The sequence below is a fragment of the Kitasatospora sp. NPDC087271 genome, assembly GCF_044744605.1.
GTDB lineage: Bacteria > Actinomycetota > Actinomycetes > Streptomycetales > Streptomycetaceae > Kitasatospora.
In genome coordinates this window covers 61,540-87,097 of the sequence record NZ_JBIUYQ010000011.1, presented here as the reverse complement: position 1 = coordinate 87,097, position 25,558 = coordinate 61,540, and the positions used below count along the sequence as shown (strand labels likewise).

Genomic DNA, 25,558 nt, shown 5'->3' with positions numbered 1-25,558 from the left:
CACGCGCACGGCCGCGAACGCACCGGCCGGCCACAGCACGCACCCGGCCGGGACCGCGCGACGCGACGGGAGCCGCGCCCCCGCCGGCTCAGCGGGCCGCGGGGGCCTGCTGACGGCCGCGGGTGGCGTCCGGGCCACCGCCGTCGCGCTGTCCGGGCAGCCGGACCAGCGGTGCCCCGGCGGAGCGTCGCCTGGCCCTTATCCGGATGGCGGCGGCGAGCAGGAAACAGAGCCCGACCCACGGGTAGACCGAGGTCGGCAGCTGGCGCAGCGGCGCCATGTGGAGGACGGCCGGCCCGAGCGGCTTGGCGGCCCACATCGCGAAGGAGAGGAACGCGAGCAGTGTCGCCCAGAAGGCGGCCCGCCAGCGCAGCCGGCGGACGCCGGCCGGGCGGGCGTGCTCGACGGAGGCCTCGGTGGCGAGCAGGACGAGCACCGGCACGCACCAGACCCAGTGGTGGGTCCAGCTGATCGGTGAGATCAGCACGGCGGTGACGGCGGCGCAGCAGACGCCCCAGGCCTCGGCCCGGGGCAGCCATCGGGCACTGCGGTGGGCCCAGGCGGCGACGGCGAGGCCGGCCACCGCGACCAGGCCGGCCGCGAGGGTGGCGAGGGTGCCGGGGTCGGCGGTGTGCAGCAGCCGGGCGAGGGCGCCGCGCAGCGACTGGTTGTCGACGATCTCGGTCTTGCCGACCCGGGAGGAGTCGTAGAGGTACTTGGTCCAGAAGCCCCAGGTGGCGTCGGGCAGGACGACGGCGCCGATCAGGAAGGTGCCGAGGAAGGTGAGGCCGGCCACGAAGGCGGCCCGGACCCGGCCGGTGATCAGCAGGTAGACGGCGAACAGGCCGGGGGTGAGTTTGAGGCCGGCGGCGATGCCGATCGCCATGCCCTTGCTGCGGCGGGCGTCCGAACGGGTGAGGTCCCAGAGGATCAGGCAGGCGAGCGCGAGGTTGATCTGGCCGTACCGGAGCGTGGTGAAGACGGGTTCGAGCCAGACGCCGAGGCCGGTCACCAGGATGACGCCGATCGGCCGCAGTTCGCGGCGCGGCCAGCCGACCAGCTTGAAGGACAGGTGGGTCAGCAGGGCGAGCAGCCCGAGGTTGCCGAGAGTGATCGCCACTCGGAGGAACGGGACCGGGAACCAGGTGGTGGGCACGAACAGCATGGCCGCGAACGGAGGGTAGGTCGCGGGCAGGTTCCACTCGGTGACGCGCAGTGCGTACAGGTCGGTGCCGTTGGCCACGGCGGCGCCCTCGGCCCGGTAGACGATCATGTCGACCATCGAGGTGTTGACGAAGTGGCGGACCACCGCGTACACGACCAGGGACAGGAGCGCCAGGGCCGAGGCGGCCAGCAGCGGTCGGCGGGGGGCCTCGCGCAGCGCGCGGACGGGGGCGCCGAGCGCGGTCCGCAGCCGGTCCGACAGGGGGGCGGGCGCGGGGTCGGGTGCGGTCCGCACCGGGCTGCGCTCGTCTTGCACCGCTGTCACCAGTCCACTCCGTCCACCGCTCGACCAATCGCCGACGATACCGGATGCGGGCCGACCGGGCCTGGGCACAGACAGTCACTCAGAGTGACGAATGGGCCCCGACCGGCCGTACTCCGTTGCGGGCGGAGCACGGACGGCCGAGGCCACCGGGGGGAGGCTCAGCGGCCTCAGCGGCCCCAGGGGCTCAGGGCCTCAGGGCCTCAGCGGCCCCGTGCCTCAGCCCGTGTAGGAGCCGAGGGCCCGGGTGAAGTCCAGCGGCTGCTGGACGACGCTGCTGCAGCTGGCATCGGCGTAGGCCTTGGCCCCGCCGTCGCAGGCCTTGTCTCGGGTGCCGGACCACATGGCCAGCCACGCGAGGTGCCTGGACGCCGCGAAGTCGGCGAGCTGCTTGGCGTCGGCGACGGTGAAGACCTCGCTGGCGACGTCGTTGACGCCGATCATCGGGGTGACGGCGACCTTGCGCCAGGCGGCCGCGTCGTCCAGCCCGAGCACGCTCTTGACCTGGGCCTGGGTGGCGGTGGCCGCGGCGATCGCGTACTTGCCCATCTGGCCCTGCGGGTTCGGGGCGACGCCGTCGCCGAAGTCCATGGCCATGATGTTGACCGCGCCGATCGCGACGCCGTTGTTCCTGGCGTCGGCGACCAGGTTGACGCCCTCCTGGGTCAGGCCGGAGGGCAGCGCGGGCAGTGTGAAGGAGACGTCGAGCGCCTTGCCCTTGGCGGCGGCGTTCTTCTGCAGCTGGGCGATGGCCTGGGCGCGGCGGGTGTTGGCGGCGGTGTTGGCGATCGCGCCGCCCTCGACGTCGAAGTCGAGCCTGGTCAGGCCGTAGGCGTCGACGGCCTTCTGGTAGACGGCGGCCAGGTCTGCGGTGGAGCCGCAGGCGAGGGCCAGCTCGCTGCCGTTGGCGCCGCCGAAGGAGACCCGGACGTCGCCGCCGATCGCCCGCAGGGCGCCGATCTGGGCGGCCACCGCGTCGGCGGACAGGTCGCTGACGCCGCCCCACTTGGGCTGGCAGCCGCCGCCGGACACCACGAAGGCGAGGGTGTAGTTCTTGACCCCGGTGGCCTTGGCGGTGGCGACCAGGTCGTACGGCGGGTAGAGCGAGGTGTCGACGTACGGGGCGAAGCCGGCCCCGGCGCCGGCCGGGGGTACGGGCACACCGGTCGCCGTGGGGGTGGCGGTCGGGGTGGGGGTCGGCGCCGGGGTGGTCGGCTTCGCCGAGGGGGTGGCACTCGCGGTCCCCGTGGGGGAGGGGGCCGCGGTGGCGGTGCCGGTCCCGGTCGGCTTGGGAGCGGTCGACACCGAAGTGGTCGGCACGGGACCGGTCGACACCGGACTGGTCGGCGCGGTGGTGGTGGGGCGGCCCGAGGGGGTGGGCGCGGTGCCGTCACCGGCCTTGCAGGAGGTGTTGTCGATCAGGCAGTTGCCGGGTTCGGCCTGCGCGGCGCCGGCGCCCTGGGCGACGAAGCCGACCACCACGCTCTTGCCCGGCTCCAGCCGCTTGCTCCACGCCTCCGGCTTGACGGTGACGTGCTGGCCGGCGGCGGTGAAGGTGGCGTTCCAGAGCGAGTCGATCTTCGCCCCGGCCGGGAGGTCGAAGCTGAGCGTCCAGTCCTCGATCGGGCCGCTGTCCGGGTTGGTGACCAGGTACTGGCCGGTGTAGCCGGAGTCCCAGCTGCTGGTCCGGCTGTAGACGGCGCCGAGCGAGGCGGCGCTGGCCGAGGAGGCGAGGACGACGACACCGCCCGCGACCAGGGCGGCGGCGACCGCCGAGGCCCCGACGATCGCGCCCTTGCGGCTGCGCCTGCGGCGGCCTGGGCGGCGGTTGGGCTGGGTGGTCATGGCGCGTTACCTCCGGGGTGCCGTCGGTCGGCCGCGGTCCGGGCGCGGGTGCGTGCGGACGTCCGGGCGGCCGGCCCGGCTCGGTCGGGTGACCGGCGCGACCGACGCTAGCGGCGGCCGGGGGGCCGAACCGGCGGGCTGAGCGAGGGGAAGAACTCCCTTAGGCCGCGCTTAAGGAAGATCCCGAAGCCGACAGGGCGTCAGGCGCGCACGAAGACCGGCCACCACGGTTCCCCGAGCCTCGGCCGAGGTCGAGGGAGCGATCGAGGAAGCGGTCGAGGAAGTGGCTGAGGGAGCGATCGAGGAAGCGGCCGAGGCAACAGCCGAGGAAGCGGTCACTTCTGGAACAGCGCGCCCCGGCCGCGCCGCCGCCCCGCCCGCGCGGGGGTGCCGTCCGGGCGGGTCCGCAGCCGCAGCCGGACCTCGGCGCCGCCGAGCACGGCGGAGCGGCCGAGCGCCAGGTCGCCGCCGGTGGACTCGGCGAGTTTGCGGACGATGTCGAGGCCGAGGCCGGTGGAGCCCTCGCCGCCGTGGCCCTCGCCGCGCTTGAGGGCGGCGGCCGGGTCGCTGAAGCCGGGGCCGGCGTCGCCGACCAGGACGATCACCGAGGTCTCGGTGGCGAGCACGTCCACCGAGAAGGCGGTGCCGACGGCGGTGTGCCGGAAGACGTTGCCGAGCAGCGCGTCGACGGTGGCGGCCAGGTCGGCGCGCTGGACCGGGACGGGCGTCGCCCGGTCGGCGCCGGCCAGTTGCCAGCGGCGGCCCTCGTCCTCGGCCAGCGCGGACCAGAAGCCGACCCGTTCGCGGACCACCTCGGCGACGTCGCAGCCGACCGCGACGGCGGGCGCGTCCTCGGGGTCGCGGCGGGCCGAGCGGATGATCTGGTCGACCTCGCGCTCCAGTTGGGAGACCGCGTGCCGGGTGGCGTCGGCGGCGTCGCCCTCGCCGAGCGAAGCGGCGTTGAGCCGCAGCACGGTCAGCGGGGTGCGCAGCCGGTGGGACAGGTCGGCGGCCAGTTCCCGTTCGGCGGCGAGGAGTTGGACCACCCGGTCGGCCATGGTGTTGAACGCGTGGGCGGCCTCGCGCAGTTCCTCGGGGCTGCCGGCGGCCTGCTTGCCGTCCACCGGGACCCGTACGGCGAGGTTGCCGGCGCCGAGCGAGCGGGCGGCGCCGGCGAGCCGCCGGGCGGAGGCCACGATCCGGCCGCCCATCCGGTCGGCGACCAGGACCGAGATGGCGACCAGGCCGAGCGCGACGCCCGAGAGCACCAGCCAGGCGGTGGAGACGCCCCGGGTGAGGTCGCCGTCGGCGACGAACACCTCGACCACGGCGGTGCGCCCGGTGTCCACCGCGACCGGCTGGAGCAGCGCGTAGCCGCCGGGCACCTCGACGGTGAAGGAGCGGCCCTGGCCTCCGGCGGTGGACACGTCGCCGGCGGCGGCCCGGGCCTCGCCGATGGTGGGCCCGCCGGGGCCGCCCGCGCCGGGGAGCGCGTCCGGGGCGGCCGGGGCGGGCAGGTGGACCGCCATCCTGCCCTGCCCGCCGGCGTCGGTGCTGGCCAGGGCTCGGTCGATGGCGATCTGGTCGGTGGTGATGGCGAGGGCCGGGCCGAGCGCGGCGGCCTGCCGCTCGGCGGCGGTGAAGGCGTGGTCCCGGGCGGTCTGCTGGACCATCAGGCCGAGCGGGATGAGGAAGGCCAGCGCGACCATGGTGGTCCCGGCGACGGCGGCCTTGATCAGGGCCCAGCGCAGCGAGCGCCCGAACCTCCTCATGTCCGGTGCTCCGCCAGTCCCCCGGCGGCCTCCAGCCGGACCCCGACTCCCCGGACGGTGTGCAGGTAGCGGGGGCTGGAGGCGGTCTCACCGAGCTTGCGGCGCAGCCAGGACAGGTGGACGTCGATGGTCTGGTCGCCGCCGTAGGTCTGCTGCCAGACCTCGGCCAGGATCTCCTTGCGCGGCACCACCACGCCGGGGCGTCCGGCCAGGAAGGCCAGCAGGTCGAACTCACGGCGGGTCAGGTCGAGCAGCCGCCCGTCCAGCGAGGCCTCGCGGCGCTGGAGGTCGATGGCGAGGCCGCCGACCCGCAGCACCTGGGCGACGGGGGCGGCGCCGCCGCCGAGCCGGCGCAGCACGGCGGCCATCCGGGCGCTGAGGTGTTCCCCGGAGAAAGGTTTCACCAGATAGTCGTCGGCGCCGTCGTTGAGCAGCCGGACGATCTCGGCCTCGTCGTCGCGGGCGGTCGAGATGATCACCGGCACATTGGTCAGGCCCCGGATCATCTTGAGTGCCTCGCTGCCGTCCAGGTCCGGCAGTCCCAGGTCGAGGATCACCAGGTCACAGCCGACCTGGGCGACCTCCCGCAGCGCCTCAAGTGCCGTGCCCACGCTGCGGACCGCATGACCGGTGTCGGTCAGGTGCCGGATGAGGGCGGAGCGTACGAAGGGGTCGTCCTCGACCACGAGCACTGTTGCCATGGCCCTGCACGGTACGCCATCGACGGGCAGTGGTCTGTACCTCGGGGTGGCCTCCGGGCGGCCTCCGGACATTGTGCAACTCCCCTGACTAATAACGGGGCTGCCCGGCTGCGCAGGCCCGGAATACGGCAGGATGAGCGGACGATGCGGAACGGACTGGTACAGCTCGGCGCCTGGGCGGCGGCCACCGGGGCGGCGGTGGCGCTGTCCTGGCTCGGCGTGCACGCGGTGCTGACCGGTGCCGCGTTCGAGCAGCCCACGGCCCTGCCGCTGCCCTCGCCGAGGGCCGACGGCACGCCGCACACCGCGACCGTCACCCCCGACCAGGCGCGGTCGGCCACCCAGACCGGGGCCCCGACCCCGCCACCGGCCTCCCCGACCACCGCCACCACGACGCGCGGGCCGGCCCCCGCCACCACCCTCGCCGCCGCCTCCCCGCCGGCCACCCGCCGCCCCGCTCCCGCCACCACCACGGCGGTGTCCTCCGTGAAGAGCTACCCGGTGCCGGGCGGCAAGGTCGCCCTGGACATCCGCCCCGACAAGGCCTCGCTGGTCTCCGCCACTCCCGACCCGGGCTGGCAGATGCAGGTGTGGAACGGCGACCAGTGGATGCGGGTGGACTTCACCAAGGGCGAGCAGGCCAACTCGGTCTTCGTCTACTGGAACGGCCACCCGCCGGTGGTCGAGACGGCCGTCCGCTGAGCCCCCCTCACCAGGTCTCGAACGGCAGGTACCCCGGCAGGTACGGCCCGGCGTAGCCGGACCGGTCGACCAGGGTGTGCCTGGTCCCGCCCGGCACCCCGATCGTCGCGAGCACCGCCGTGCCGAAGCGGTCCCGCGCCTCGTACGGCTCGGCCAGCGACAGGGCGCCCCGGTCCACCGCGTAGTCGTAGGCGTAGAAGACGTCCGGCACGCTCACCGCGAGGTCCAGCACCCCGCCCCCGTGCCGGGCCAGGTGCGCGGCCAGCTCCCGGCCGCGCGGGCCGATCACCTGGACCAGCGAGGTGAGCACGATCCTGGTCCCGGGCGCGTCCAGCACGTACGAGACCGTCTCCGGCTCCCCGGTCTCCGGCCCGGCGTACGCGGTACAGCGCAGTCCGAGCGCGGCGGTGTAGCGGCGGGCGGCCCGCTCGGCGTCGCCGACCGCGAAGACCACCGCGTCGGCGCGGCCCATCGGGAGGGGGTCGGACTGTCCGGGTCCTGCGGCGAGCAGGACGGGTTCGGCGGCGGTGTCGGTCATGACGGCCCTCCCGGTAGGCGTGCGGACCACGGCGGGTGCGACCGTGCGCCGGTGTGGGGCCCGGCGCACGGCGTTGTGGCTGGAGGGTGGCGCCGAGCCGACCGGCGCGCAACTGTTCCGTTTCCTCCTGGTCAAGCTGTGCGTCGGGGCGGGAGAATCGGCGGCGCCGCTGTACAGAATGCCCACCGGAGGACGGAGCCGCGATGCCCCCCGCCCAGTCCCCGAGCTCCCCCGGCTCGCCCAACTCCCCCGCCCCGCCGGGCGCTTCGGCCGCCCCCGGGACGGGCGGCGGGAACGACTCGATCGACGCGCTGGACGGCCGGCTGATCCGGCTGCTCGCCGAGGAGCCCCGGATCGGGGTGCTGGAGTGCTCGCGCCGGCTCCAGGTCGCCCGGGGCACCGTGCAGGCCCGGCTGGACCGGTTGCAGGCCAAGGGGGTGATCGGCGGCTTCGGCCCGGAGGTCGACCCGGCGGCGCTCGGCTACCCGGTGACGGCCTTCGCCACCCTGGAGATCTCCCAGGGCCAGGGCGCCGACGTCCGGACGCACCTGGCGAACGTGCCGGAGGTGCTGGAACTGCACACCATCACCGGGGCCGGGGACATGATGGTGCGGATCGTGGCCCGCTCCAACGCCGATCTGCAACGGGTGATCGACCGGGTGGTGGGCTTCGACGGGATCGTCCGCTCGGCGACCGCGATCGCGCTGGAGAACCCGGTGCCGTACCGCATCCTGCCGCTGGTGGACCAGGCCGCCGCCGAGTAGGGCCCGCGCGACGGCAGAGGCCTCCGCCCCCGTCAGCAGCTGGGGACGCCGCCGCCGCTCTTCAGCGCCTCCAGCGCCGAGACCGCCTCGCCGAGCGTGCCGACCGGCACCAGGCGCAGCGTCTTGGGCGTGTTGACCTTGGCGTCCGTGCACTCGTCCTTGGGCAGCAGGAACACCGTCGCGCCGTCCCGGGCGGCCGCCTGGGTCTTGAGCGGGACGCCGCCGACCGCGCCGACGACGCCCTGGTCGTCGATGGTGCCGGTGCCCGCGATCGTGAGCCCGCCGGTGAGGTCGCCGCCCTTGCCGTCGCCGGCGAGCTTGTCGATGATGCCCAGCGCCAGCATCTGCCCGGCGCTCGGGCCGCCGACGTCGCCCAGGTCGACCTTCACCTTGACCTGGTCCGGCGAGAGGTGGAGGTAGCCGAGCGCGGCGGCGGTGGCGCTGTTCTGCGACTCGGCCATCTGCTGGGCGGTCTGCTCCTCGGCCTTGGCCGGGTTGCCCGGCGGGTAGACCGTGTCGGTCGGGCGCACCGCCTCGTCCTGGTCGAACCAGGCCTGGAGCGCGCGCCAGAAGGTGGTCTTCTCCCCCGGGTTGGTGGCCGAGATGGTGACCATCCGCAGCTCGCCCTCGGTGGTGCGCAGCGGCGCCCCGGTCACGGTGAGGACCGGCTTGTCCTTGTACGTGCCGAGGGTGTCCGCGGTCAGGCCCGGCCAGGTCAGCGTGTACGGCAGCGGGACGAAGGCGGCCACGCCGAACAGCGCGGCGACCAGCACCCCGCAGAGCGTGAGCGCGCGGGTCCGCGGGGAGGTGAGGGCCTTGGGCAGCTTGGTGTCGGACACAAGGGGAATCCAAACACACCGGGGCCCGTGCCGGCCTACCGCAGCGCGTCGGCCACCTCGGTCGCCGCCTCCACCACCCGGGGGCCGACCCGCTCGGGGACCAGCCCGTTCAGCATCACCACGCCGACGCTGCCCTCGATGCCGCTCAGTCCGATCAGCGCGGCGGCCGCGCCGCAGGCCCCGGACTGCTCCTCCGCACGGGTGATGACGAACCCCTGCTCCGGCCGGCGCTGGCTGGGGAAGGTGCGCGCCTCCAGGATGGCCCGGCCGGCCGCGCTCTCGCCGAGCGGGTGGCGCAGCCCGGTGCGGTAGGCGACGTGGAAGTCGGTCCAGCTCGGCTCGACCACGGCGACGGCCAGCGCCTCGTTGCCGTCCACCAGGGTGAGGTGGGCGGTGGCGCCGAGGTCCTCGGCCAGGCTGCGCAGGGCCGGCAGCGCGGCCTCGCGCAGCAGCGGGTGCACCCGGTGGGCCAGGCGCAGGACGCCCAGGCCGACCCGGGCGCGGCCGCCGATGTCCCGGCGGACCAGGCCGTGCTGTTCCAGGGTGGCCAGCAGCCGGTAGACGACGGTGCGGTTGACGGCCAGTCGGGCGGCCAGCTCGGTGACGGTGAGCCCGCGCTCGGAGTCGGCGAGGAGTTTGAGGACCCGGACTCCACGGTCCAGGGTCTGGGAGGTCTCGGCAGTCACGACGGGCATCCTTTCCGCGGCGCTCGCGGGGCAGGCGGCGCCGGACCGGGTTCGGTGTCGCGCGCAGGTGGGGTGGCCGCGCTCGGACCGCTCGCGGTGTCGTCCTTGACGTGCGTGCGGTCCTGCGGCGCCCGTCCTGTGGGGGTTGCCCGGTGGAAGAGCGTGGGGGAAAGGTAGTGAAGGAAATGTCGCGACGGAAGTGGTTGTCCAAAATTCGGGCGTGATCGACTTCAACAGCGCGACGGAACCGGGACAAATGCCCGCATTTCTCCGGGCCCGCCGGCGCGCGGCTCCGGCCGCGCTCCGGAGTCCGGACACGCGGGAACGGGGCGGCCGGCCCGCGGCCGCGCGCCGTGCCGTTCCCGCGCCTGATTCCGCGGCTGACTCCGAGCCCGTTTCCGAGCCCGTTCCCGACCCCGTTCCCGTTCCCGAACCCGCCTGCCCGCCTGCCCGCCTGCCCGCCTGCCCGCCGCGGCTACTTCGCCCACTCGCGGATCTTGGCGATCCGCGCCTTCAGCTGGTTGGCGGTGGCCTGCGCGGTCAGCGGGCCGCCGCACTGACGGCGCAGCTCGTTGTGGACGGTGCCGTGCGGCTGGTCGGTGCGGTGGTGCCAGGCGGCCACCAGCGCGTTCAGCTCCTTGCGCAGCTCCCGGAGTTCCTGGTGGGTGACGACCGGCCGCTGCTCGGCCGGCAGCTCCAGCAGGTCGGCCTCCTCGGCGGGCTTGCCCTTGCTGCGCTGGATCTGCCGGTGCTGGCGCTTCTGCAGCAGCATCTGCACCTGGTCCGGCTCCAGCAGGCCCGGGATGCCGAGGTAGTCGTCCTCTTCCTCGCTCCCCGGGTGGGCCTGCATGCCGAACTCCATGGAGTTGTACAGCACCCGGTCGAAGACCGCGTCGGAGCCGATCGCCTCGTAGGAGAACTCGTCGCCGCCCGCGCCGTCCGGCCCGTCGTTGGCCCGCTCGGCCTCGGCGAGCAGCCGGTCCTCCTCGTCGAAGAGGCCCTCGCCCTCCTTCTTCGGCCGGTCCAGCACGTGGTCGCGCTGGACCTCCATCTCGTTGGCGAAGCCGAGCAGCGTCGGGATGGTGGGCAGGAACACCGAGGCGGTCTCGCCGCGCTTGCGGGCTCGCACGAAGCGGCCGACGGCCTGGGCGAAGAACAGCGGGGTGGAGATCGAGGTGGCGTACACCCCGACGCACAGCCGGGGCACGTCGACGCCTTCGGACACCATCCGGACCGCGACCATCCAGCGCGAGTCCCCGGCCGCGTAGTCGGAGATCCGCTGGGAGGCCTCGGTCTCGTCGGAGAGCACCACGGTGGCCTTCTCGCCGGAGATCTCGCGCAGGATCTTGGCGTAGGCGCGCGCGGTGTTCTGGTCGGTGGCGATGACCAGCCCGCCGGCGTCCGGGATCGCCTTGCGGACCTCGGACAGCCGCCGGTCGGCGGCCTGCAGCACGGACGGGATCCACTCGCCCTGCGGGGCCAGCGCGGTGCGCCAGGCCTGGGCGATCAGGTCCTTGGTCATCGGCTCGCCGAGCCGGGCCTCCAGCTCGTCACCGGACTTGGTGCGCCAGCGCATGTTGCCGCTGTAGCTGAGGAAGATCACCGGGCGGACGACGTGGTCGGCGAGCGCGTGCCCGTAGCCGTAGGTGTAGTCGGCGACGGACTTGCGGATGCCGTCGCCGCCGGCCTCGTACTGGACGAACGGGATCGGGTTGGTGTCGGAGCGGAACGGCGTCCCGGTCAGCGCCAGCCGGCGGGTGGCCGGCTCGAAGGCCTCGAAGCAGGCCTCGCCCCAGGACTTGGAGTCGCCGGCGTGGTGGATCTCGTCCATGATCACGAGGGTCTTGCGCGCCTCGGTCCGGTTGCGGTGCAGCATCGGGTTGACCCCGACGCCCGCGTAGGTGACCACGATGCCGTGGTAGTCCCGGGAGAGCGGGCCGGAGGAGTAGGCCGGGTCGAGCCGGATGCCTATCCGCGCGGCGGCCTCGGCCCACTGCTTCTTCAGGTGCTCGGTCGGCGCGATGACGGTCACCTGCTGCACCAGGTGGTTGTGCAGCAGGTACGAGGCCAGGGTGAGCGCGAAGGTGGTCTTACCGGCGCCCGGGGTGGCGACCGCGAGGAAGTCGCGCGGCTGCGTCTCGATGTACCTGTCCAGCGCGCCCTGCTGCCAGGCCCGCAGCTTGCCCGCGGTGCCCCAGGGGGCGCGGCCGGGGAAGGCCGGCGAGAGGTGGTGCGAGGCGGCGGACGCGGCGGGTCCGGCACCCCGGGCGGGCGCCTGCGGCTCCGGCACGTCGGAGAACAGCGGCATCGAGGAGGCGGCGGCAGTACTCACGGTCTCCGAGGGGGGATCATCGCAGGTCAGGGGCGGTTTCTCAGCCCCGCCCCGCGGAAGGGCGGCGATCGGACAACCCGCCCAGCGTACCGGCCCGGCGCCGCCGGGGCGGCCAGGCGAGGCTCCGCGCCGGGCCCGGGCGGCCGGAAATCGACGTGACTCGGATCACATCCGATCGGTTCCGAAACCGAGTAATCACGACCGGTCCCGGGACTCTCACCAGGGTGAGGCCGCCCCCACCCTCCCCCTTGTCGACCGGCCTCACACCGACCCGAAGGGACTCGCCGTGCACACCGCCGCCGAAGAGACCGTCCAGGCCCGTCTGATCCTCTCGCTCCACCGCTCCGTCCGGCTGCGGGTGCTCCTGAGCTACCTGCCGGAGGACCCGCTCGCCGTCCGGATGGCCTTCCCCGCCGAGTTCTCGCTGGACGAACCGGCGGACGGCGGCGCGGGCTCGGACGGCGCCGACGACATCGTCTGGGTCTTCGCCCGCCAGCTGCTCTCGGCCGGCCTGGAGCTGCCGGCCGGCGTCGGCGACGTCCACGTCCGGCCCGCGGTCGGCCGGCGCACCATGGTCGAGCTGCGGGCGCCGGAGGGCACCGCGCTGCTCCAGTTCGACACCACCGACCTGCGCCGCTTCCTGTGGCGCAGCCGGCTGCTCGTCCCCGAGGGCGAGGAGCACCTGCACCTGGACGCCGACCGCGCGCTCGCCGAGCTGCTCGGCTGAGCGGCGCGCGGGGCAGGCGTCCGGGGCGTCAGCGCGCTTCCGGCCGTCACCCGGGTCCGGGGCCCGGGGCGCCTCAGCCCGACAGCCTGCGCATCAGCCGGACGCCCTGCGCCGGCGTCAGGTGCGGCAGGTACGCCTTGCCGATCGCCCTGGTGATGCTCGGCAGCGCGGCGGGGTCGGGGTAGGCCATGTACATCGGCCGGTACTCCGGCTGGAACTTCGCCTTGAACGCGAGCAGCGAGCGGAAGCCGTACACCGGCTCCAGCACCCGTCCCATCCAGTCCAGCATCCGCTGCAGGCCGGAGGGCTCCTCGTCCTGCCCGGAGCGGGCCAGCGGCGCGCCGGACAGCGACAGGAAGCGCGCGCCCTCCTCCTTGAAGCCCAGCGCGGCCGAGGCGATCAGGAACTCGTTGACGCCGCGGAAGCCGTCCGAGCGCCGGCGCATGAAGTCCAGCGTCCAGCCGACCGGCACGCCGTTCTCGTACACCGGCATCCAACTGGTCAGCCCGTGCACGACGCGCTGCTCGTCCACCGCGATCAGCACCCGCACGTCCGGGTCGTCCAGCTCCTCCAGTCCGCCGAGCGTGAAGCCCATCTCGGGCAGGCCCTTCTCGGAGACCCACTCCTCGGAGATCGCCCGGATCTGGTCCCGCAGCGCGCGCGGCGCCTCGTGGTGGGACCACCACTCGGCGGTGATGCCCTGCTTGCCGGCCTTGTTCAGCGCGGTCCGGATGTCCTGCCACTTGCGGCCGGTGAAGGCCAGCTCGGGCAGCGCCACCACGGTGTCCTCGGCGACCTGCACCGAGCGCCAGCCGAGCTGCGCGGCGGCCTCCCGGGTCTGCGGGGAGACGCTGTAGAAGCACGGGGTCCAGCCGCGCTGGTCGCAGAACCGGGCGAACCCGGCCACCGCCCGGGCCCGGGCCTCCGGCGCGCCGAACGGGTCGCCGGTGGTCAGCGCCACCGTGTTGTGCACCCGGTAGGCGACGGCCGCCCGGCCCTCCTCGTCGAACCAGTAGTGGTTGCCGTCCCAGGTGGTGATGAAGGACAGCGTCCCGCCGCCGTACGCGGTGAGCAGCGCCCTGGCCCGGGCGGCCGCCTCCGCGTCGGTGTGCAGCACCGGCCGGCGGAAGGCCAGCAGCAGCGCGGTCAGCGCGACCACCCAGAACGCCAGCCCGCAGTACGTCTCCAGGAACAGCGCCACCGGGCCGACCGCGATCGGGTAGTCCGGCAGCAGGTCGTTGTAGGCGGGCGGCAGGAACTGCGCGGGCAGCCCGTGCAGCAGCCGGCGGATGTTCGCCCCCGGCTCGAACTGGTCGGCCGCGAGGCGCCCGAGCCCCACGTACGCGGCCGAGGCCGCCAGGGCGGCGCCGCCGAGCAGCGCGCCCAGCCGCAGCACCGCCCGGCCGGCCAGCCGCAGCCGGAAGCGCTGCCGGGTGGCCAGCAGCAGGCCGAGGGTGAGCAGCGGCAGCAGCAGCGCCTCGACGAAGTACTGGACCACGTCGCCGCTGACCGGGCCGGAGTCGAGGTACAGCCAGCCCAGCAGCGCCGCCCAGAGCAGCTCGGTGGCGACGGTGATCCGCCAGGCGAGCCGCAGCCCCCGGCGCAGCCCCTCGGCCAGGACCAGCAGCAGCGCCGGGAACAGCGCGGCCATCAGCCGGCCCGGGGTGTCGAAGATCCGCTCGACGGCGTGCGCGCGGGCGCAGTCGTGCGCCGACAGCGCGCAGAAGTCGGCCACCTCCTCCGGGCTGAGCCGGTGCGAGAAGTACAGCTCGGAGAAGGTGTTGAACGGCCCGCTGGCGTTGTCGTACAGCGAGGCGATCAGCGGGCCGAGGGCGGCGGCGACCAGGCAGAGCGCCACCAGCACCCGGGTCTCGGAGTGCGAGGAGCGGTGGGTGCGCAGGTGCAGCCCGCCCCGGGCGAGCAGCGCGCCGGCGCCCAGCCCGACGAGCGCGGCGGCGCACCGCTGGACGCTCTGCAGGTGGCCCACGTACAGCGTCATGACCAGCGGGGCGAGCAGCACCAGCAGGTGCAGCCGGCGGCGCCAGAGCACGGTGAGCCGGTAGCCGAGCACCCCGGCCAGCGCGAACAGGCCGACGCCGGGGCCGACCGAGGTCTGGTCGGCCACCGAGACGGTCCACTGCTCGCCGACCCGGGAGCCGACCGCGATCAGCCCGGTGCCGAGCAGGGTGCCCGCCAGTTGCCCGCCGACCAGCACCGCGAGCGTGCGCAGCCACCCGAGCCGGTGCTCGGCGGCCGGGCCGACCAGGACCAGCAGCAGGCTGGTGAACACGTACGAGCCCAGGCCGGAGCACCAGAACAGCGAGGTGAACGGCGTCCACCAGTGGCCCTCGGCGAGCGTGGGCACGCCGGCCCCGACCCGGTCGAGCAGTCGCTCGGACGGCCCGTGGGCCAGGCTGCCGGTGGCCGCGCCGAGCGCCCAGAGCCCGGCCAGCAGCACCAGGGTGAGCGGCGCCGAGCGCAGCCACACGCCGAACGTCCGGGTCGCCCGCCAGGCCCGCTGCGGGCGCGGCTCCGGCGTCCCGGCGACCGGCGCGCGGTCCGACGGCCACTCCTGTTCCTTGGCCGGCGCGGGGGCCGCGGGGAGCCGGATCACCGGATCAGCCCAGTCTGCTGGGAGAGCCAGGCCAGGTTCTGTTCGAAGGCCTGGCGGAACACCACCCAGCTGTGCCAGCCGGGGATGGTCTGGTAGCCGACCTTCATTCCGGCCGCCTGTGCCGCCGCATAGGCCTTCTCCTGCATGGGTCGGAAGTCCGGGTCGTTGGCGCCGACCACGAACATGCCTGCGGTGTCGGGGAACTTCTGCCGGGCCATGACGTGCACCGGGTCGACGGCGTCGAACGCGGCCTCGTCGCCGCCGAAGGCCTTGTCGACGGTCTCGCCGCGGTCGCCCAGGGTCGGCTCGTCCTGGCCGGAGATGTCCAGGAAGGTGCCGTAGACCCCGGGCGCGTTGACGGCCAGCTGGAGCGAGCAGGTGCCGCCGAGCGAGAGCCCGCCGATGGCGAAGGCGCCCCGGCCGGTGGCGGTCTGCAGGTTGTGGTGGATCCAGTCCGGGACGTCGGTGGCCAGGTAGGTGTGCGCCTTGGCGATCCGGGAGTCCATGCAGAGCGTGTTGGTGAACGGGCTGCCGGTGGGGTCGGCGACCACCACGATCGGGGCGAGGCCCTGGTGGTCGGCGGCGAAGGCGTCCAGGGTCTCCTGGATGGCCCCGGAGGTGATCCAGTCCACCGGAGCGCCGGGCTGGCCGGGCAGCAGCACCACGACGGGCAGCAGCGGCCGGGGATTGGCCTGGTAGGCGGGCGGCAGGTAGACGTACCCGTCGCGGGCCGTGAAGCCGGACTTGGTGCCGGGGATGGTCACGGTGGAGAGGGTGCCCTTCGCGGGCAGGCCGGGCGGCGCGTGCCAGAGCTCCTCGACGGGCTTGCCGGGCGTGGCGGCGATGGTGCTGGCCACCTTGCCCGTGGTCAGCGCCTGGACCCCGGGCACCAGCATGGCCCGGGCGGTCGGGTACTGGTCGAAGCCCCGGTTGACCTGCGAGGCGGCCATCAGCAGCACCAGGACGGCGGCTCCGGTCGCCAGCAGCCGGCGGCGGACGGCGAGCAGCGGCGCGCGGAAGCAGACCAGGGATATCGCGAACAGCGCGACGGCTATCCAGCGCAGGACGAAGTCCGGTGTGCCCTCCGGGAAGGGGTGCCACCAGCCGTCGACGCCGAGCTTCACCAGGGCGGTGAGCGTTCCGGCCAGCATCAGGGCGCCGAAGAGGCGCGGGGCCCGCCAGCGTTCGTGGCGGGAGAACGCGAGCAGGACCAGCGACCCCCAGCCCGCGGCGAGCACGGCGTACGGGATCGGGCCGTGGGTGAGCGGCCAGTCGATCGGGTTCCAGCGGGTGGCGAGGGTCAGCGTGGTCATGCGGCTTTGCCCGGCCGGGTGGTGTCGGCCAGGAAGCCGTAGGCGACGACGTTGCCCTCGTAGCCGTGCTCGGCGCTGTACGCGCCGCCGCAGGTGATGACCCGCAGCTGAGCGTCGGCGGCCTGGCGGTAGACCCGGTCGTCCGGGAAGTCCTTTCGGTCGTGCACTTCGATGGCGTACAGCTGGTAGACGGCGACGGCGCCGTCCGCGCGGGCGATCTCGATCCGGTCTCCGCGCCGGAGCGCCCCCAGGTTGTAGAAGACGGCCGGGCCGGCCTTGTTGTCGACGTGCCCGGCCAGGATGGCGGTGCCGCGCTGCCCGGGGCTGGCCCCGCCGCGGTACCAGCCCGCCAGGTTGCGGTCCGCCTCGGGCGGGGCCTGGAGGTGGCCGTCGGGGTCGAGCCCGAGCGCGGTGACCGGGGCGTCCAGCCGGACGGCCGGGATGCGGATGCGGATGGGGTCGGAGGGGCCCAGCGGCGGGACGACGGAGACCGGGGCGAAGCCGGACAGCGTCTGCGTGCTGCCCGGGGCGGGCGGCAGCGCACCCTGCCCGCCGTCGTGCAGCAGCCAGGCGCCGAGCACCAGCGCGGCACCGGCCGCCAGGGTGCCCGGCCACGGGCTCCTGCTCTGCTGGACGCCCACGGGCGCTCCCCTCTACCGACGGATTCCCGATCCTGGGAGTTTCCTGGGAAACAATTCAATCGGATCGGACCTTAAAGCACGTCCACACGATGGGCGTAATGACACCCCCCGATCGGCAGGGCAACCGCCCGAATCCGTGCACCCCGTGGGCATCCGGTGACGGAACGCGACGGCCGTTCCCCAGGGGAAGGCGCCACCGGAACGCCTCGGTACGAGCTTCGACGGCGCGGGGGGCCGGTCCGGTTGCGTCAATCGGGCGATCGATGACGACCGCCAGTGGCGCCTGGCCGACCGATCGAGCCCAGCTGCCATGCTGACCCGGTCACGGGTTCTATCACCCCACTTGTCCGACCGGATTTCCGCACGCCTGTACGCCTGCCGAACGCCTCATGAACGGAGTGACCATGGCCGCTCTCTCACGCCGCACCCTGCTGGCCGCCGGTGCGGCCTCCGCCGCCACCCTGGCGACCGGCTGCGGAAGCAACAGCGCCGACAAGCCGATGGTCGGTTCGGCCGTTCCCCCCACCGGCGCGGCCGTCGACCAGAGTTCCGACCCCACCGACGCCACCGAGCAGCAGGCCGTCCTGATCGGCGACGGCTCCACCTCCGACACCGGGGCCCAGCCCCACCAGCCCACCCCCGAGCGGCTCAAGGCCGGCGAACGGCCGCCGCAGTTCGTGGTCTTCTCCTGGGACGGCGCCGGCGAACTCGACAACGGACTGTTCGCCCGCTTCCGCCGGCTGGCGCAGGAGCACAACGCCTCGATGACCTTCTTCCTCAGCGGCCTCTACCTGCTGCCCGAGTCCAAGAAGGACCTCTACCGCCCCCCGCAGCACAAGGTCGGCGCCTCCGAGATCGGCTACCTCACCGACCAGCACATCCACGACACCCTGGAGAACGTGCACGCGGCCTGGCTGGAGGGCCACGAGATCGGCACCCACTTCAACGGCCACTTCTGCGGCGACACCGGCGTCGGCAAGTGGTCCCCGGAGGAGTGGGACAGCGAGATCCAGCAGGCCATGGACTTCGTGACGAACTGGCGCACCAACACCGGCTTCACCGACCTGCCGGCGCTGCCCTTCGACTACCGCAGGGAGCTGATCGGCAGCCGCACCCCCTGCCTGGAGGGCCAGCGCAACCTGCTGCCCACCGCGGTCAAGCGCGGCTGGCGCTACGACAGCAGCGGCAACGGCACCCAGGTGTGGCCGCAGAAGATCCAGGGCGGTGCGCTCTGGGACCTCCCGCTGCAGTCCATCCCCTTCCCCGGGCACACCTTCCAGGTGCTGTCGATGGACTACAACATCATGTACAACCAGTGCGGCCCCAACACCAAGGCCGACCCGGCGCTCTACCCGGGCTTCCAGGCCCAGGCCCGCGACTCCTACCTGCTGGGATTCGACCGCACCTACAACGGCAACCGGGCGCCGTACGTCATCGGCAACCACTTCGAGGAGTGGAACGGCGGCATCTACATGAACGCCGTCGAGGACGTGCTCCGGACGATCGCGGACAAGCCGGAGGTCCGGCTGGTCTCGTTCCGCCAACTGGTGGACTGGCTGGACGCCCAGGACCAGGCGGTGCTGCGCAAGCTCCAGGGCCTCGCCCCGGGCCAGGCGCCGACCGGCGGCTGGGAGGCCTTCCTCGGCACCCCCGGGGCACCGCCGGTGCCCTCCGCCGCCGCTGCCGGCTGACCCTCAGGACCTGGCCCGGACCCGGCCGGCGAGCAGCGCCCCCAGCAGCGCCACGCCGGCCATGGCCAGCAGGATCACCGCGAAGGCCCCGGGCGAGCCGGCGGCCCCGGACGAGGCGGTGGCCCCGGCGCCCTCGTGGGCGGCGGCGAGCGAGCCGCCGCCCAGCACCGCGAACATCACCCCCGCCAGGCCCGTCAGCAGGACGTTGCCCAGCGCGTCGCTCATCTGCAGGGCCGCCGAGTTCACCCCGGCGTCCTCCGGCGCGGAGAGCTTCATCATCAGCACGCTGACGCTCGCGACCGTCAGTCCCATCCCGATGCCGCCGACGCCCCAGGCCACCGCCGCCACCCAGGCCGGCACCGCCGGGACCAGCACCAGCGCGGCGCCCGCGATCGCCACCGCGGTCAGCACGAACCCGCCCCGGATCATCGCCTCGCGGTAGCGCTCGGCTCCCGGCCGCCCCTGCAGCCAGGAGCCCAGCGCCCAGGTGAGCCCGCCGCTGGTCAGGGTGAGCCCCGACATCGTCGGCGAGAGGCCGCGCTCGGTGGTCATCATCAGCGGGACGAAGGCCTCGGCCCCGAGGAACGCCCCGGCCGCCAGTCCGCGCAGCAGGATCACCGCCGGCAGCCCCCGCCCGGCCCGCAGGGTCCGCTCGGGCAACAGCCCCAGGACGGCCGGCACCAGCAGCGCCGCCCCGACGATCCCGGGGAGCAGCCCGATCAGGTCGTGCCGCCCGCCCGCGTACTGCAGCAGGCCGGCACCGAGCGCCGCCATCGCGGCCAGCAGGGTGCGCCGGCGGTCGAAGTCCGAGCCCCTGGCCACCGGGTGCTCCCGCTCGGAGCGGGTCAGCGCGGGGCCCATCACGGCCAGCGGCAGCAGGATCAGCACCGGCACGGCCAGGAACACCCAGCGCCAGCCGAGGTGCTGGGTGATCGCGCCGGAGACCAGCGGCCCGATGATCGAGGGCAGCACCCAGGCCGAGGAGAAGGCCGCGAACACCGCCGGCCGCAGCCGCTCCGGGTAGGCCCGGCCGACCACCACGTACAGCGCGACGATCACCAGCCCGCCGCCCAGGCCCTGGATCGCCCGCCCGGCCACGAACACCCACATGCCCGGCGCCGTCCCGGCCACCACCAGGCCCACCCCGAACACCGCGATGCCGGTGAACAGCGGCTGCATCGGCCCGCGCCGGTCGCACCACTGCCCGGAGACGACCAGCGCGAACAGCGTGGTGGTGAAGTAGCCGGAGAAGGCGAAGGCGTACAGCCCGATGCCGTTCAGCTGGCGGGCCGCGGTCGGCATCGCGGTGTTGACGGCGGTCGCCTCGAAGGCGATCACCAGGACCACCGACACGATCCCCAGCGTCAGAGCGCGGTAGCGGCCGCTGAGGACCCCGCCCCCGGGGTCGAGTTCGGAGGGTATCGAGGCGGGGTCGACCGAGGTGGGGGAGGCAGTGGTCATACGTAACATCGTAAGGGCCGTCTGCCTTCATGACCCCTGACCCGAGTCGGTGACCAGCTAGGTCGCTGGGCCTAGGACCGGGGTCGGGGGAAGGGCGGGCGAAGCTCAGGCGGCGGTCAGTGGAGCACCTTCAGGCCGACCACGCCGGAGACGATGAGCAGCAGGCAGCCGATCCGGGCCGCCGTCACCGCGTCCCCCAGGACGGCCATGCCGTAGAGCGCGGTGCCGACCGCACCGATGCCGACCCAGACCGCGTAGCCGGTGCCGATCGGAATGGTGCGCATCGCGTACGCCAGCCCGCCCATGCTCAGCAGCAGGGCCACACCGAAGACGAGGCTGGGGGTGAGCCGGGAAAAGCCCTTGGACGACTCCAGGGCCACCGCCCACACGGTCTCCAGGACACCCGAGATGATCAGAACGAGCCATGCCATGACGGCCTACCTCCGCAGTCCACAGCGGCCGGATTGCCGCTGAACTGCGCCGTCTTGTCGTCACCGGGTACGACGCGCTCGTCCGGGGCGGCCGGGCAACCGACCACCTGGTTCCGACCGTAGCACAAGCCGCCATACAGAATTTACATTCCGCCGTTGACGGCCCCCCGCGCATTCCGCCACTATGAATTCACTGGCCGTGTGCCCGAGTGGCTTAGGGAACCGTCTGCAAAGCGGTGTACACGGGTTCGATTCCCGTCATGGCCTCGCCGGAAATGGAATTGCCGGTCGACATTCCGTCGACCGGCAATTCCTGTTTCCGGTATTTCCGGGGCGGTCGGCCGAAGCCGCCGCCCCCGGCCGTCAGACCGCGACCGCGTCCTCCGGCCGGATCGGCAGCCGGCCGACCGGCAGGCCGGTGGCCGCCCGGACGGCGGCGGCCACGGCCGCCGGGGCGACCACCGCGGGGGCGGCGCTGACCGCCTTGGCCCCGAAGGTGGCGACCACGTCCCGCTCCTCCAGCAGGGCGGCGATGCGCACCTGCGGGGTGTCCAGCGCGGTGGGCAGCCGGTAGCCGGTGAGCGAGGGGTTCAGCAGCACGCCGCCCTCGGTGCGCAGGTCCTCCAGCAGCGCCAGGCCGACGCCCTGGGCCACGCCCGCCTCGATCCGGTCCTCGATCTGCCGCGGGTTCAGCGCCCGGCCGACGTCCTGGGCGACCGTCATCTCGACCACCCGGACGGCGCCCAGCTCGATGTCCACGTCCACCACCGCGCGCATCGCGCAGAACGCGATCGACACGAAGGCGTCGCCCTGCCCGGACTCGTCCAGCGGTTCGGTGGGGTGCGGTCGGCACTGGGCCGTCGCCCAGAGCTCCTTGCCCTCCAGCGCCTCGGCGACCGGCATGCCGAGCACCCCGTCGTACGAGGTGATCTTGCCGTCGGCGATCTGCAGCAGTTCCACCGACATCCCGAAGTTGGCGGCGATCGGCTGGAGCAGCTGGTGGCGGACCATCAGCGCGGCGCGCTCGACGGCGCCGCCGGAGACCCAGGTGTGCCGGCCCCGGGCGGAGGGACCGGCGATGGACTGGTCGCTGTCGGCCGGCGCGATGTACACCTCGCTGACGCCCAGCACGGTCTGCACGATCTGCCGGGCCAGCGTGGCGAAGCCCTGTCCGGAGTCGACGGCCGCGCAGATCACCGTGGCGTGGTCGCCGCTGACCCGCACGGTGGCGGTGGAGACCTCGTCCTCGCCCTCGGCGCCGAGCATGTGCACCATGCCGACGGCGTAGCCGATCCCGCGCCGCACCGCCGCCGGGTCGCCGGCCCCACCGGGCCCGCCCGGCAGCAGCCACTCGGCGTCCGGGTCGTCCACCGGCAGGGCCGGCAGCGGCTCGGCCGCGACGGCCTCCAGCAGCGCGCCGACCGGCGCCGGGCAGGTGACGGCCTGTCCGGTGGGCATCGGGTCGCCGGTGGCCATCGCGTTGCGGCGGCGGATCTCCACCGGGTCCACGCCGATCCGGGCGGCCAGCTGGTCCAGCTGCGACTCGTAGGCGAAGCAGGCCTGCAACGCGCCCTCGCCGCGCATCCGCCCGGCCGGCGGGTTGTTGGTGCGCACCGCCCAGGCGTCCACGAAGACGTTCGGGCAGACGTACGGGCCGACCGAGAAGGCGGTGGCGGCGGCCAGCGCCTCGGCGGAGACGTCCGCGTACGCGCCGCCGTCCAGCAGGATCTGCGCCTCGACCTTCACCAGGGTGCCCTCGGCGTCGGCGTGGTGGCGGTAGCGCAGCAGCGCGGGGTGGCGCGAGGGGTGGGTGTGGAAGGACTCCTCGCGGGTGAGGGTCATCTTCACCGGGCGGCCGGTGCGCAGCGCCAGCAGCGCCAGGGTGACCTGGAAAGAGAGATCCTCGCGGTCGGTGGTGGCCCCGGGCACGCCGGTGACCACCAGCCGGACCCGGTCGGGCTCCAGGCCGAGGCAGGCGGCGGTGCGGTCGCGGTCGCCGTGCGGGTCGGTGGAGGACAGGTGCAGTTCGACGCCGCCGTCCGGGCGCGGCACGGCCAGCCCGGCCTCGGCCCCGAGCGGGGCCGGGTCCTGACGGCCGACCTGGTAGAGGCCCTCGATGATGATCTCGCCGGCCGCGTCCGGGTCCCCGGTGCGCAGCGGCAGGTGGCGGAACAGGTTGCCGTCCGGGTGCAGCGACGGAGCGGTGAAGGCCTGCTCGGGATCGGTGACGGCCTCCAGCGGCTCGTAGTCGACCGCGATCAGACCGACCGCCAGCCGGGCGGTGTCCGGGTGGTCGGCGGCCACCGCGGCGATCGGCTCGCCGTGGTGGCGCACCACGCCCGCGGCCAGCACCGGCCGGTCGGCGACGATCGGCCCGGCCGGGGCGCCGTCCGGGGTTCCGTCCGGGCCGGGCGGCAGGTCGGCGGCGGTGACCACGGCGTGCACGCCGGGCAGCGCGAGCGCGGCCGCGGTGTCGATGCCCCTGATCCGGGCGTGCGGGTGCGGCGAGCGCAGCACCGCGCCCCAGAGCAGCCCCTCGGCCCACAGGTCGGCCGCGTACGGGTAGATGCCGAGCGCCTTGGGCAGCGCGTCGCTGCGCAGCGGTGAGCTGCCCAGGCCGAACGGCTCCGGTGCGCCGCCCTCGCCGCCGTCCTGCTGGAGTGCTGCGCCGATGTCGGTAGGCGACGTCATGATGCGTGGTCGTCCTCGGGGAGCCGGATGCCGTGGGCGGGGGTGGCGCCGTACGGGACGCCGGCCGGGGCGGTGCCGCCGGCCGGAGCGCCGTGCGGGGGCGTGGCGACGTACGGCGTGCCGTGCGGGGGCGTGCCGTCGAAGGCGGCCCCGGGCAGCGGCGTGCCGTGCGCGGGGGTGGGTTCGTAGACCGGGGCGTCGTACCCGGCGTCGTAGCCGTTCTGCTGCGGGTAGCCGCCGGGCACGTAGGTGCCGTGGGCGGGGGTGCCCTGGTACGGCTGCTCGGGGTAGCCCTGGGGCGGGTAGTACACCTGGTCGTCGGTGGTCTGGGCGGGGATGCCCTGGACCGGCGTCAGGACGGCGGTGTCGTACACGCCGGTGTCGTAGCCGCCCTGGCCGTCGCCGTACGGCTGGTCGGTGCCGGCCGGGGGCTGCTCGGCGGGCGGCTGCGGGACGTGCTCGATCCAGGCGTCGGAGTCGGCGTAGACCGGCGGTTCGGCGGCCGGCTCCGGTCCGGCGGCCGCTTCCCCGGCGGGCTGTTCGGCGGGCTGTCCCGCGACCGGGGCGGCGGCCTGGGCGGCGGCCGGAGAGGCCGCCTCCTCCGTCTCCTCGGCGTCCTCGGCGCGCGCGTCGGCGATGCTCTGGACGGCGGCCAGCACGCCGCGGTAGCCGGTGCAGCGGCAGAGGTTGCCGCAGAGCGCCTGGCGGGCCTCGACCTCGGTCGGGCGGTGGTTGCGCTGGAGCAGGTCGTGCACCGCCATCGCCATGCCGGGGGTGCAGTAGCCGCACTGCACCGCGCCGGACTCGGCCAGCGCCTGCTGGACGTCGCTCGCGCCGCCGGCGGCCGACAGGCCCTCGACGGTGTTGATCTCGCTGTCGGCGGCCAGCGCGGCGGGCACCAGGCAGCCGGCCACCAGCTGGCCGTCCACCTGCACCGAGCAGGCCCCGCACTCGCCCTGCTCGCAGCCGTCCTTGGCACCGGCCAGGCCGAGCCGCTCGCGCAGCACGTAGAGCAGGCTCTCGCCGATCCAGGCGTCGGTGACGGGCCGTTCGAAACCGTTGACCCGCAAGGTGTACGAGGCGCACGGGCGCAGCTCGCGGCTGACCTGCGGGGTGAGGCCGAGCGGGTCGGCGTCGAGGGTCTCGATGGGGTCTGTGGTCACTTCAGCGCCCTTCCCAGTGCCCGTCGGGCCAGCACCGATACGGTACGCCGCAGCCGAACGGCGGCCGCGCTCGGCCCCTCGGTCACGGCCTCCCAGGCGCCTTCGGCGCCGTAGCTGTCGGGGACGCAGGCGGTGGCCACGTACTCGCCGAAGGCGGCGGTCGCGGCCGGGTCGATCTCCCGGCTGCCGTCCCAGTCGATGCAGCCGGCGACCCAGGCCTCGGCCTCCAGCGGGCGCAGCGGCACCGGTGCGACGGCGCCGACCGCGCAGCGCACGGCGCGCCGGGCGGGGTCGAGGACCAGCGCGACGGAGGCGGTGGCGCGGGCCGGGCCGCTGCGGCCGGTGGCCTTGAGGAAGACCTGCGGGGCGTGCAGCAGCGGGACGCGCACCCAGGTGAGGAGTTCGCCGGGGCGCACCGGGTCGAGGCCGGTGAGCAGGTGACTGACCGGCACCTCGCGGCTGGCGCCGGCCCGGGCGAGGGTGACGCTGGCCTCCAGGGCGGTGAGCACCGGGAGGGTGTCGCCGGCCGGGGCGGCGGTGACGATATTGCCGCCGAGGGTGCCGACGTTGCGGACCTGCGGCGGGCCGGCGGTGCGGGCGGCGTCCGCGAGCGCGGGGATGAGCGCGGCGAAGTCGGGGCGGTCCATCCGGGCGTGGGTGAGTCCGGCGCCGAGGACGGCGGTGCCGCCGTCCTCGTAGCGCCAGCCGCGCAGTTCGGTGATCCGGCCGAGGCCGACCAGGGCGGCGGGGCGTAGCCGTCCGGCGTTGACGGCTTCCATCAGGTCGGTGGCTCCGGCCACCGGTACCGCGGCCGGGGTGGCGGCCAGCGCGTCGACGGCCTCGTCGAGGGAGGCCGGCAGCATGATCGTCCGGTTCACCTGGGTCCCACCGTGCTCCACTTGCTCATCGATCGGCTGCCGCCCGCGGCCTTCGGCCGTGGTGTCCGCGTCAGCAGCCCGGCCTGGCCCGTAGGGTACGGGCGATCGGGCCGGGTTGGGCAACTCTGGCACACAATGCTCGATGATCATTTCGGGGCAGGTGAACGGGACTGCCCGATTGGGACGGATACCGGGCGGTATCTGCCCCGGCCCGAACCGGACCAGGGCAGATGTTCATCTGTTCTTGACGTCAGATGACCACTCAGAAGTTCCCGCCGGAACG

The 25,558-nt window shown here is 74.2% G+C and carries 20 protein-coding genes, 1 tRNA gene and 1 riboswitch; of the genes, 5 read left to right on the top strand and 16 right to left on the bottom strand.

Features of this window, described 5'->3' with window-relative positions; genetic code table 11:
• Window positions 1-88 precede the first annotated feature (88 nt).
• The 4 genes from ACIO9K_RS19995 to ACIO9K_RS19980 form a co-directional block, all read right to left on the bottom strand.
• Window positions 89-1,489 carry a glycosyltransferase 87 family protein gene (locus ACIO9K_RS19995; RefSeq protein ID WP_363620096.1) on the bottom strand — a complete coding sequence of 467 codons (1,401 nt, stop codon included), beginning with the start codon at window positions 1,487-1,489 and terminating at the stop codon, window positions 89-91.
• Between the two features lie 216 nt (window positions 1,490-1,705).
• Window positions 1,706-3,331, bottom strand: a complete 1,626-nt coding sequence (locus ACIO9K_RS19990) for a cellulose binding domain-containing protein (protein WP_400331477.1) — start codon at window positions 3,329-3,331, stop codon at window positions 1,706-1,708.
• Between the two features lie 335 nt (window positions 3,332-3,666).
• The gene (locus ACIO9K_RS19985; protein WP_363620175.1) at window positions 3,667-5,082 is read right to left on the bottom strand and encodes a HAMP domain-containing sensor histidine kinase; all 1,416 of its coding nucleotides are present in this window, start codon (window positions 5,080-5,082) and stop codon (window positions 3,667-3,669) included.
• A gap of 17 nt (window positions 5,083-5,099) precedes the next feature.
• A complete protein-coding gene (locus ACIO9K_RS19980) occupies window positions 5,100-5,804 on the bottom strand; it encodes a response regulator transcription factor (protein WP_350881149.1) in 705 nt (234 codons plus the stop codon).
• 144 nt (window positions 5,805-5,948) lie between these two features.
• On the opposite strand from ACIO9K_RS19980, the gene ACIO9K_RS19975 reads away from it, so the two are divergent.
• Window positions 5,949-6,506: a hypothetical protein gene (locus ACIO9K_RS19975; protein WP_400331474.1), complete on the top strand. Its 558-nt coding sequence runs from the start codon at window positions 5,949-5,951 to the stop codon at window positions 6,504-6,506.
• Between the two features lie 7 nt (window positions 6,507-6,513).
• On the opposite strand, the gene ACIO9K_RS19970 is transcribed toward ACIO9K_RS19975, so the two are convergent.
• On the bottom strand, window positions 6,514-7,044 hold the full coding sequence (locus tag ACIO9K_RS19970) for a VOC family protein (protein WP_363620101.1): 531 nt from the start codon (window positions 7,042-7,044) through the stop codon (window positions 6,514-6,516).
• 203 nt (window positions 7,045-7,247) lie between these two features.
• Between ACIO9K_RS19970 and ACIO9K_RS19965 the strand changes: the two genes are divergently transcribed.
• Window positions 7,248-7,808, top strand: coding sequence for an Lrp/AsnC family transcriptional regulator (locus ACIO9K_RS19965; RefSeq protein WP_350881144.1), 561 nt, complete (start codon window positions 7,248-7,250; stop codon window positions 7,806-7,808).
• 32 nt (window positions 7,809-7,840) lie between these two features.
• Here the strand turns inward: ACIO9K_RS19965 and ACIO9K_RS19960 are convergent, their stop codons facing one another.
• The 3 genes from ACIO9K_RS19960 to ACIO9K_RS19950 all read right to left on the bottom strand — a co-directional run bounded on the left by ACIO9K_RS19960 (window position 7,841) and on the right by ACIO9K_RS19950 (window position 11,641).
• Window positions 7,841-8,647 carry a S16 family serine protease gene (locus ACIO9K_RS19960; protein WP_363620104.1) on the bottom strand — a complete coding sequence of 269 codons (807 nt, stop codon included), beginning with the start codon at window positions 8,645-8,647 and terminating at the stop codon, window positions 7,841-7,843.
• Window positions 8,648-8,682: 35 nt separating this feature from the next.
• A complete protein-coding gene (locus ACIO9K_RS19955; RefSeq protein ID WP_350881140.1) occupies window positions 8,683-9,333 on the bottom strand; it encodes a helix-turn-helix domain-containing protein in 651 nt (216 codons plus the stop codon).
• Window positions 9,334-9,808: 475 nt separating this feature from the next.
• Window positions 9,809-11,641 (bottom strand): DEAD/DEAH box helicase, encoded by a 1,833-nt coding sequence (locus tag ACIO9K_RS19950; RefSeq protein ID WP_363587210.1) that lies wholly within the window; start codon window positions 11,639-11,641, stop codon window positions 9,809-9,811.
• Between the two features lie 310 nt (window positions 11,642-11,951).
• Here ACIO9K_RS19950 and ACIO9K_RS19945 point away from each other — a divergent pair, with 310 nt between their 5' ends.
• Entirely contained in the window at window positions 11,952-12,392 is a 441-nt protein-coding gene (locus tag ACIO9K_RS19945; RefSeq protein WP_350881138.1) for an SsgA family sporulation/cell division regulator, read from the top strand.
• Between the two features lie 73 nt (window positions 12,393-12,465).
• On the opposite strand, the gene ACIO9K_RS19940 is transcribed toward ACIO9K_RS19945, so the two are convergent.
• Genes ACIO9K_RS19940 through ACIO9K_RS19930 form a run of 3 tightly spaced genes read right to left on the bottom strand, consistent with a single transcriptional unit; the run spans window position 12,466 to window position 16,960 of the window.
• Window positions 12,466-15,006 carry a phosphatidylglycerol lysyltransferase domain-containing protein gene (locus tag ACIO9K_RS19940; protein ID WP_363587200.1) on the bottom strand — a complete coding sequence of 847 codons (2,541 nt, stop codon included), beginning with the start codon at window positions 15,004-15,006 and terminating at the stop codon, window positions 12,466-12,468.
• The gene (locus ACIO9K_RS19935; RefSeq protein ID WP_400331467.1) at window positions 15,003-16,319 is read right to left on the bottom strand and encodes an alpha/beta hydrolase; all 1,317 of its coding nucleotides are present in this window, start codon (window positions 16,317-16,319) and stop codon (window positions 15,003-15,005) included. Before ACIO9K_RS19935 ends, ACIO9K_RS19940 begins: the two co-directional genes overlap by 4 nt.
• Complete coding sequence (locus ACIO9K_RS19930; RefSeq protein WP_363587202.1) at window positions 16,316-16,960, bottom strand: class F sortase; 645 nt, start codon at window positions 16,958-16,960, stop codon at window positions 16,316-16,318. The genes ACIO9K_RS19935 and ACIO9K_RS19930 overlap by 4 nt, the downstream gene beginning before the upstream one ends.
• A gap of 404 nt (window positions 16,961-17,364) precedes the next feature.
• Here ACIO9K_RS19930 and ACIO9K_RS19925 point away from each other — a divergent pair, with 404 nt between their 5' ends.
• Complete coding sequence (locus tag ACIO9K_RS19925) at window positions 17,365-18,651, top strand: hypothetical protein (RefSeq protein ID WP_400331464.1); 1,287 nt, start codon at window positions 17,365-17,367, stop codon at window positions 18,649-18,651.
• A gap of 3 nt (window positions 18,652-18,654) precedes the next feature.
• Here the strand turns inward: ACIO9K_RS19925 and ACIO9K_RS19920 are convergent, their stop codons facing one another.
• Together ACIO9K_RS19920 and ACIO9K_RS19915 are read right to left on the bottom strand one after the other, a co-directional pair.
• On the bottom strand, window positions 18,655-20,112 hold the full coding sequence (locus ACIO9K_RS19920) for an MFS transporter (protein ID WP_400331461.1): 1,458 nt from the start codon (window positions 20,110-20,112) through the stop codon (window positions 18,655-18,657).
• 116 nt (window positions 20,113-20,228) lie between these two features.
• The gene (locus ACIO9K_RS19915) at window positions 20,229-20,543 is read right to left on the bottom strand and encodes an SMR family transporter (protein ID WP_350881126.1); all 315 of its coding nucleotides are present in this window, start codon (window positions 20,541-20,543) and stop codon (window positions 20,229-20,231) included.
• Window positions 20,544-20,586: 43 nt separating this feature from the next.
• Window positions 20,587-20,653, bottom strand: a riboswitch (guanidine-III (ykkC-III) riboswitch).
• Window positions 20,654-20,738: 85 nt separating this feature from the next.
• On the opposite strand from ACIO9K_RS19915, the gene ACIO9K_RS19910 reads away from it, so the two are divergent.
• Window positions 20,739-20,810: transfer RNA gene (locus ACIO9K_RS19910), tRNA-Cys, on the top strand.
• A gap of 96 nt (window positions 20,811-20,906) precedes the next feature.
• Here the strand turns inward: ACIO9K_RS19910 and ACIO9K_RS19905 are convergent.
• Genes ACIO9K_RS19905 through ACIO9K_RS19895 form a run of 3 tightly spaced genes read right to left on the bottom strand, consistent with a single transcriptional unit; the run spans window position 20,907 to window position 25,260 of the window.
• A complete protein-coding gene (locus tag ACIO9K_RS19905) occupies window positions 20,907-23,234 on the bottom strand; it encodes a xanthine dehydrogenase family protein molybdopterin-binding subunit (protein WP_079135849.1) in 2,328 nt (775 codons plus the stop codon).
• Window positions 23,231-24,397 (bottom strand): 2Fe-2S iron-sulfur cluster-binding protein, encoded by a 1,167-nt coding sequence (locus ACIO9K_RS19900; RefSeq protein WP_400331456.1) that lies wholly within the window; start codon window positions 24,395-24,397, stop codon window positions 23,231-23,233. Before ACIO9K_RS19900 ends, ACIO9K_RS19905 begins: the two co-directional genes overlap by 4 nt.
• On the bottom strand, window positions 24,394-25,260 hold the full coding sequence (locus ACIO9K_RS19895) for an FAD binding domain-containing protein (protein WP_363587211.1): 867 nt from the start codon (window positions 25,258-25,260) through the stop codon (window positions 24,394-24,396). The genes ACIO9K_RS19900 and ACIO9K_RS19895 overlap by 4 nt, the downstream gene beginning before the upstream one ends.
• Between the last annotated feature and the right edge of the window lie 298 nt (window positions 25,261-25,558).

Coding starts and splice junctions, on each gene's coding strand:
- ACIO9K_RS19915 (WP_350881126.1), bottom strand. CDS start 20,543: ATGGCATGGCTCGTTCTGATCATCTCGGGTGTCCTGGAGACCGTGTGG.
- ACIO9K_RS19905 (WP_079135849.1), bottom strand. CDS start 23,234: ATGACGTCGCCTACCGACATCGGCGCAGCACTCCAGCAGGACGGCGGC.
- ACIO9K_RS19975 (WP_400331474.1), top strand. CDS start 5,949: ATGCGGAACGGACTGGTACAGCTCGGCGCCTGGGCGGCGGCCACCGGG.
- ACIO9K_RS19950 (WP_363587210.1), bottom strand. CDS start 11,641: ATGCCGCTGTTCTCCGACGTGCCGGAGCCGCAGGCGCCCGCCCGGGGT.
- ACIO9K_RS19925 (WP_400331464.1), top strand. CDS start 17,365: ATGGCCGCTCTCTCACGCCGCACCCTGCTGGCCGCCGGTGCGGCCTCC.
- ACIO9K_RS19935 (WP_400331467.1), bottom strand. CDS start 16,319: ATGACCACGCTGACCCTCGCCACCCGCTGGAACCCGATCGACTGGCCG.
- ACIO9K_RS19970 (WP_363620101.1), bottom strand. CDS start 7,044: ATGACCGACACCGCCGCCGAACCCGTCCTGCTCGCCGCAGGACCCGGA.
- ACIO9K_RS19980 (WP_350881149.1), bottom strand. CDS start 5,804: ATGGCAACAGTGCTCGTGGTCGAGGACGACCCCTTCGTACGCTCCGCC.
- ACIO9K_RS19965 (WP_350881144.1), top strand. CDS start 7,248: ATGCCCCCCGCCCAGTCCCCGAGCTCCCCCGGCTCGCCCAACTCCCCC.
- ACIO9K_RS19895 (WP_363587211.1), bottom strand. CDS start 25,260: ATGCTGCCGGCCTCCCTCGACGAGGCCGTCGACGCGCTGGCCGCCACC.
- ACIO9K_RS19920 (WP_400331461.1), bottom strand. CDS start 20,112: ATGACCACTGCCTCCCCCACCTCGGTCGACCCCGCCTCGATACCCTCC.
- ACIO9K_RS19990 (WP_400331477.1), bottom strand. CDS start 3,331: ATGACCACCCAGCCCAACCGCCGCCCAGGCCGCCGCAGGCGCAGCCGC.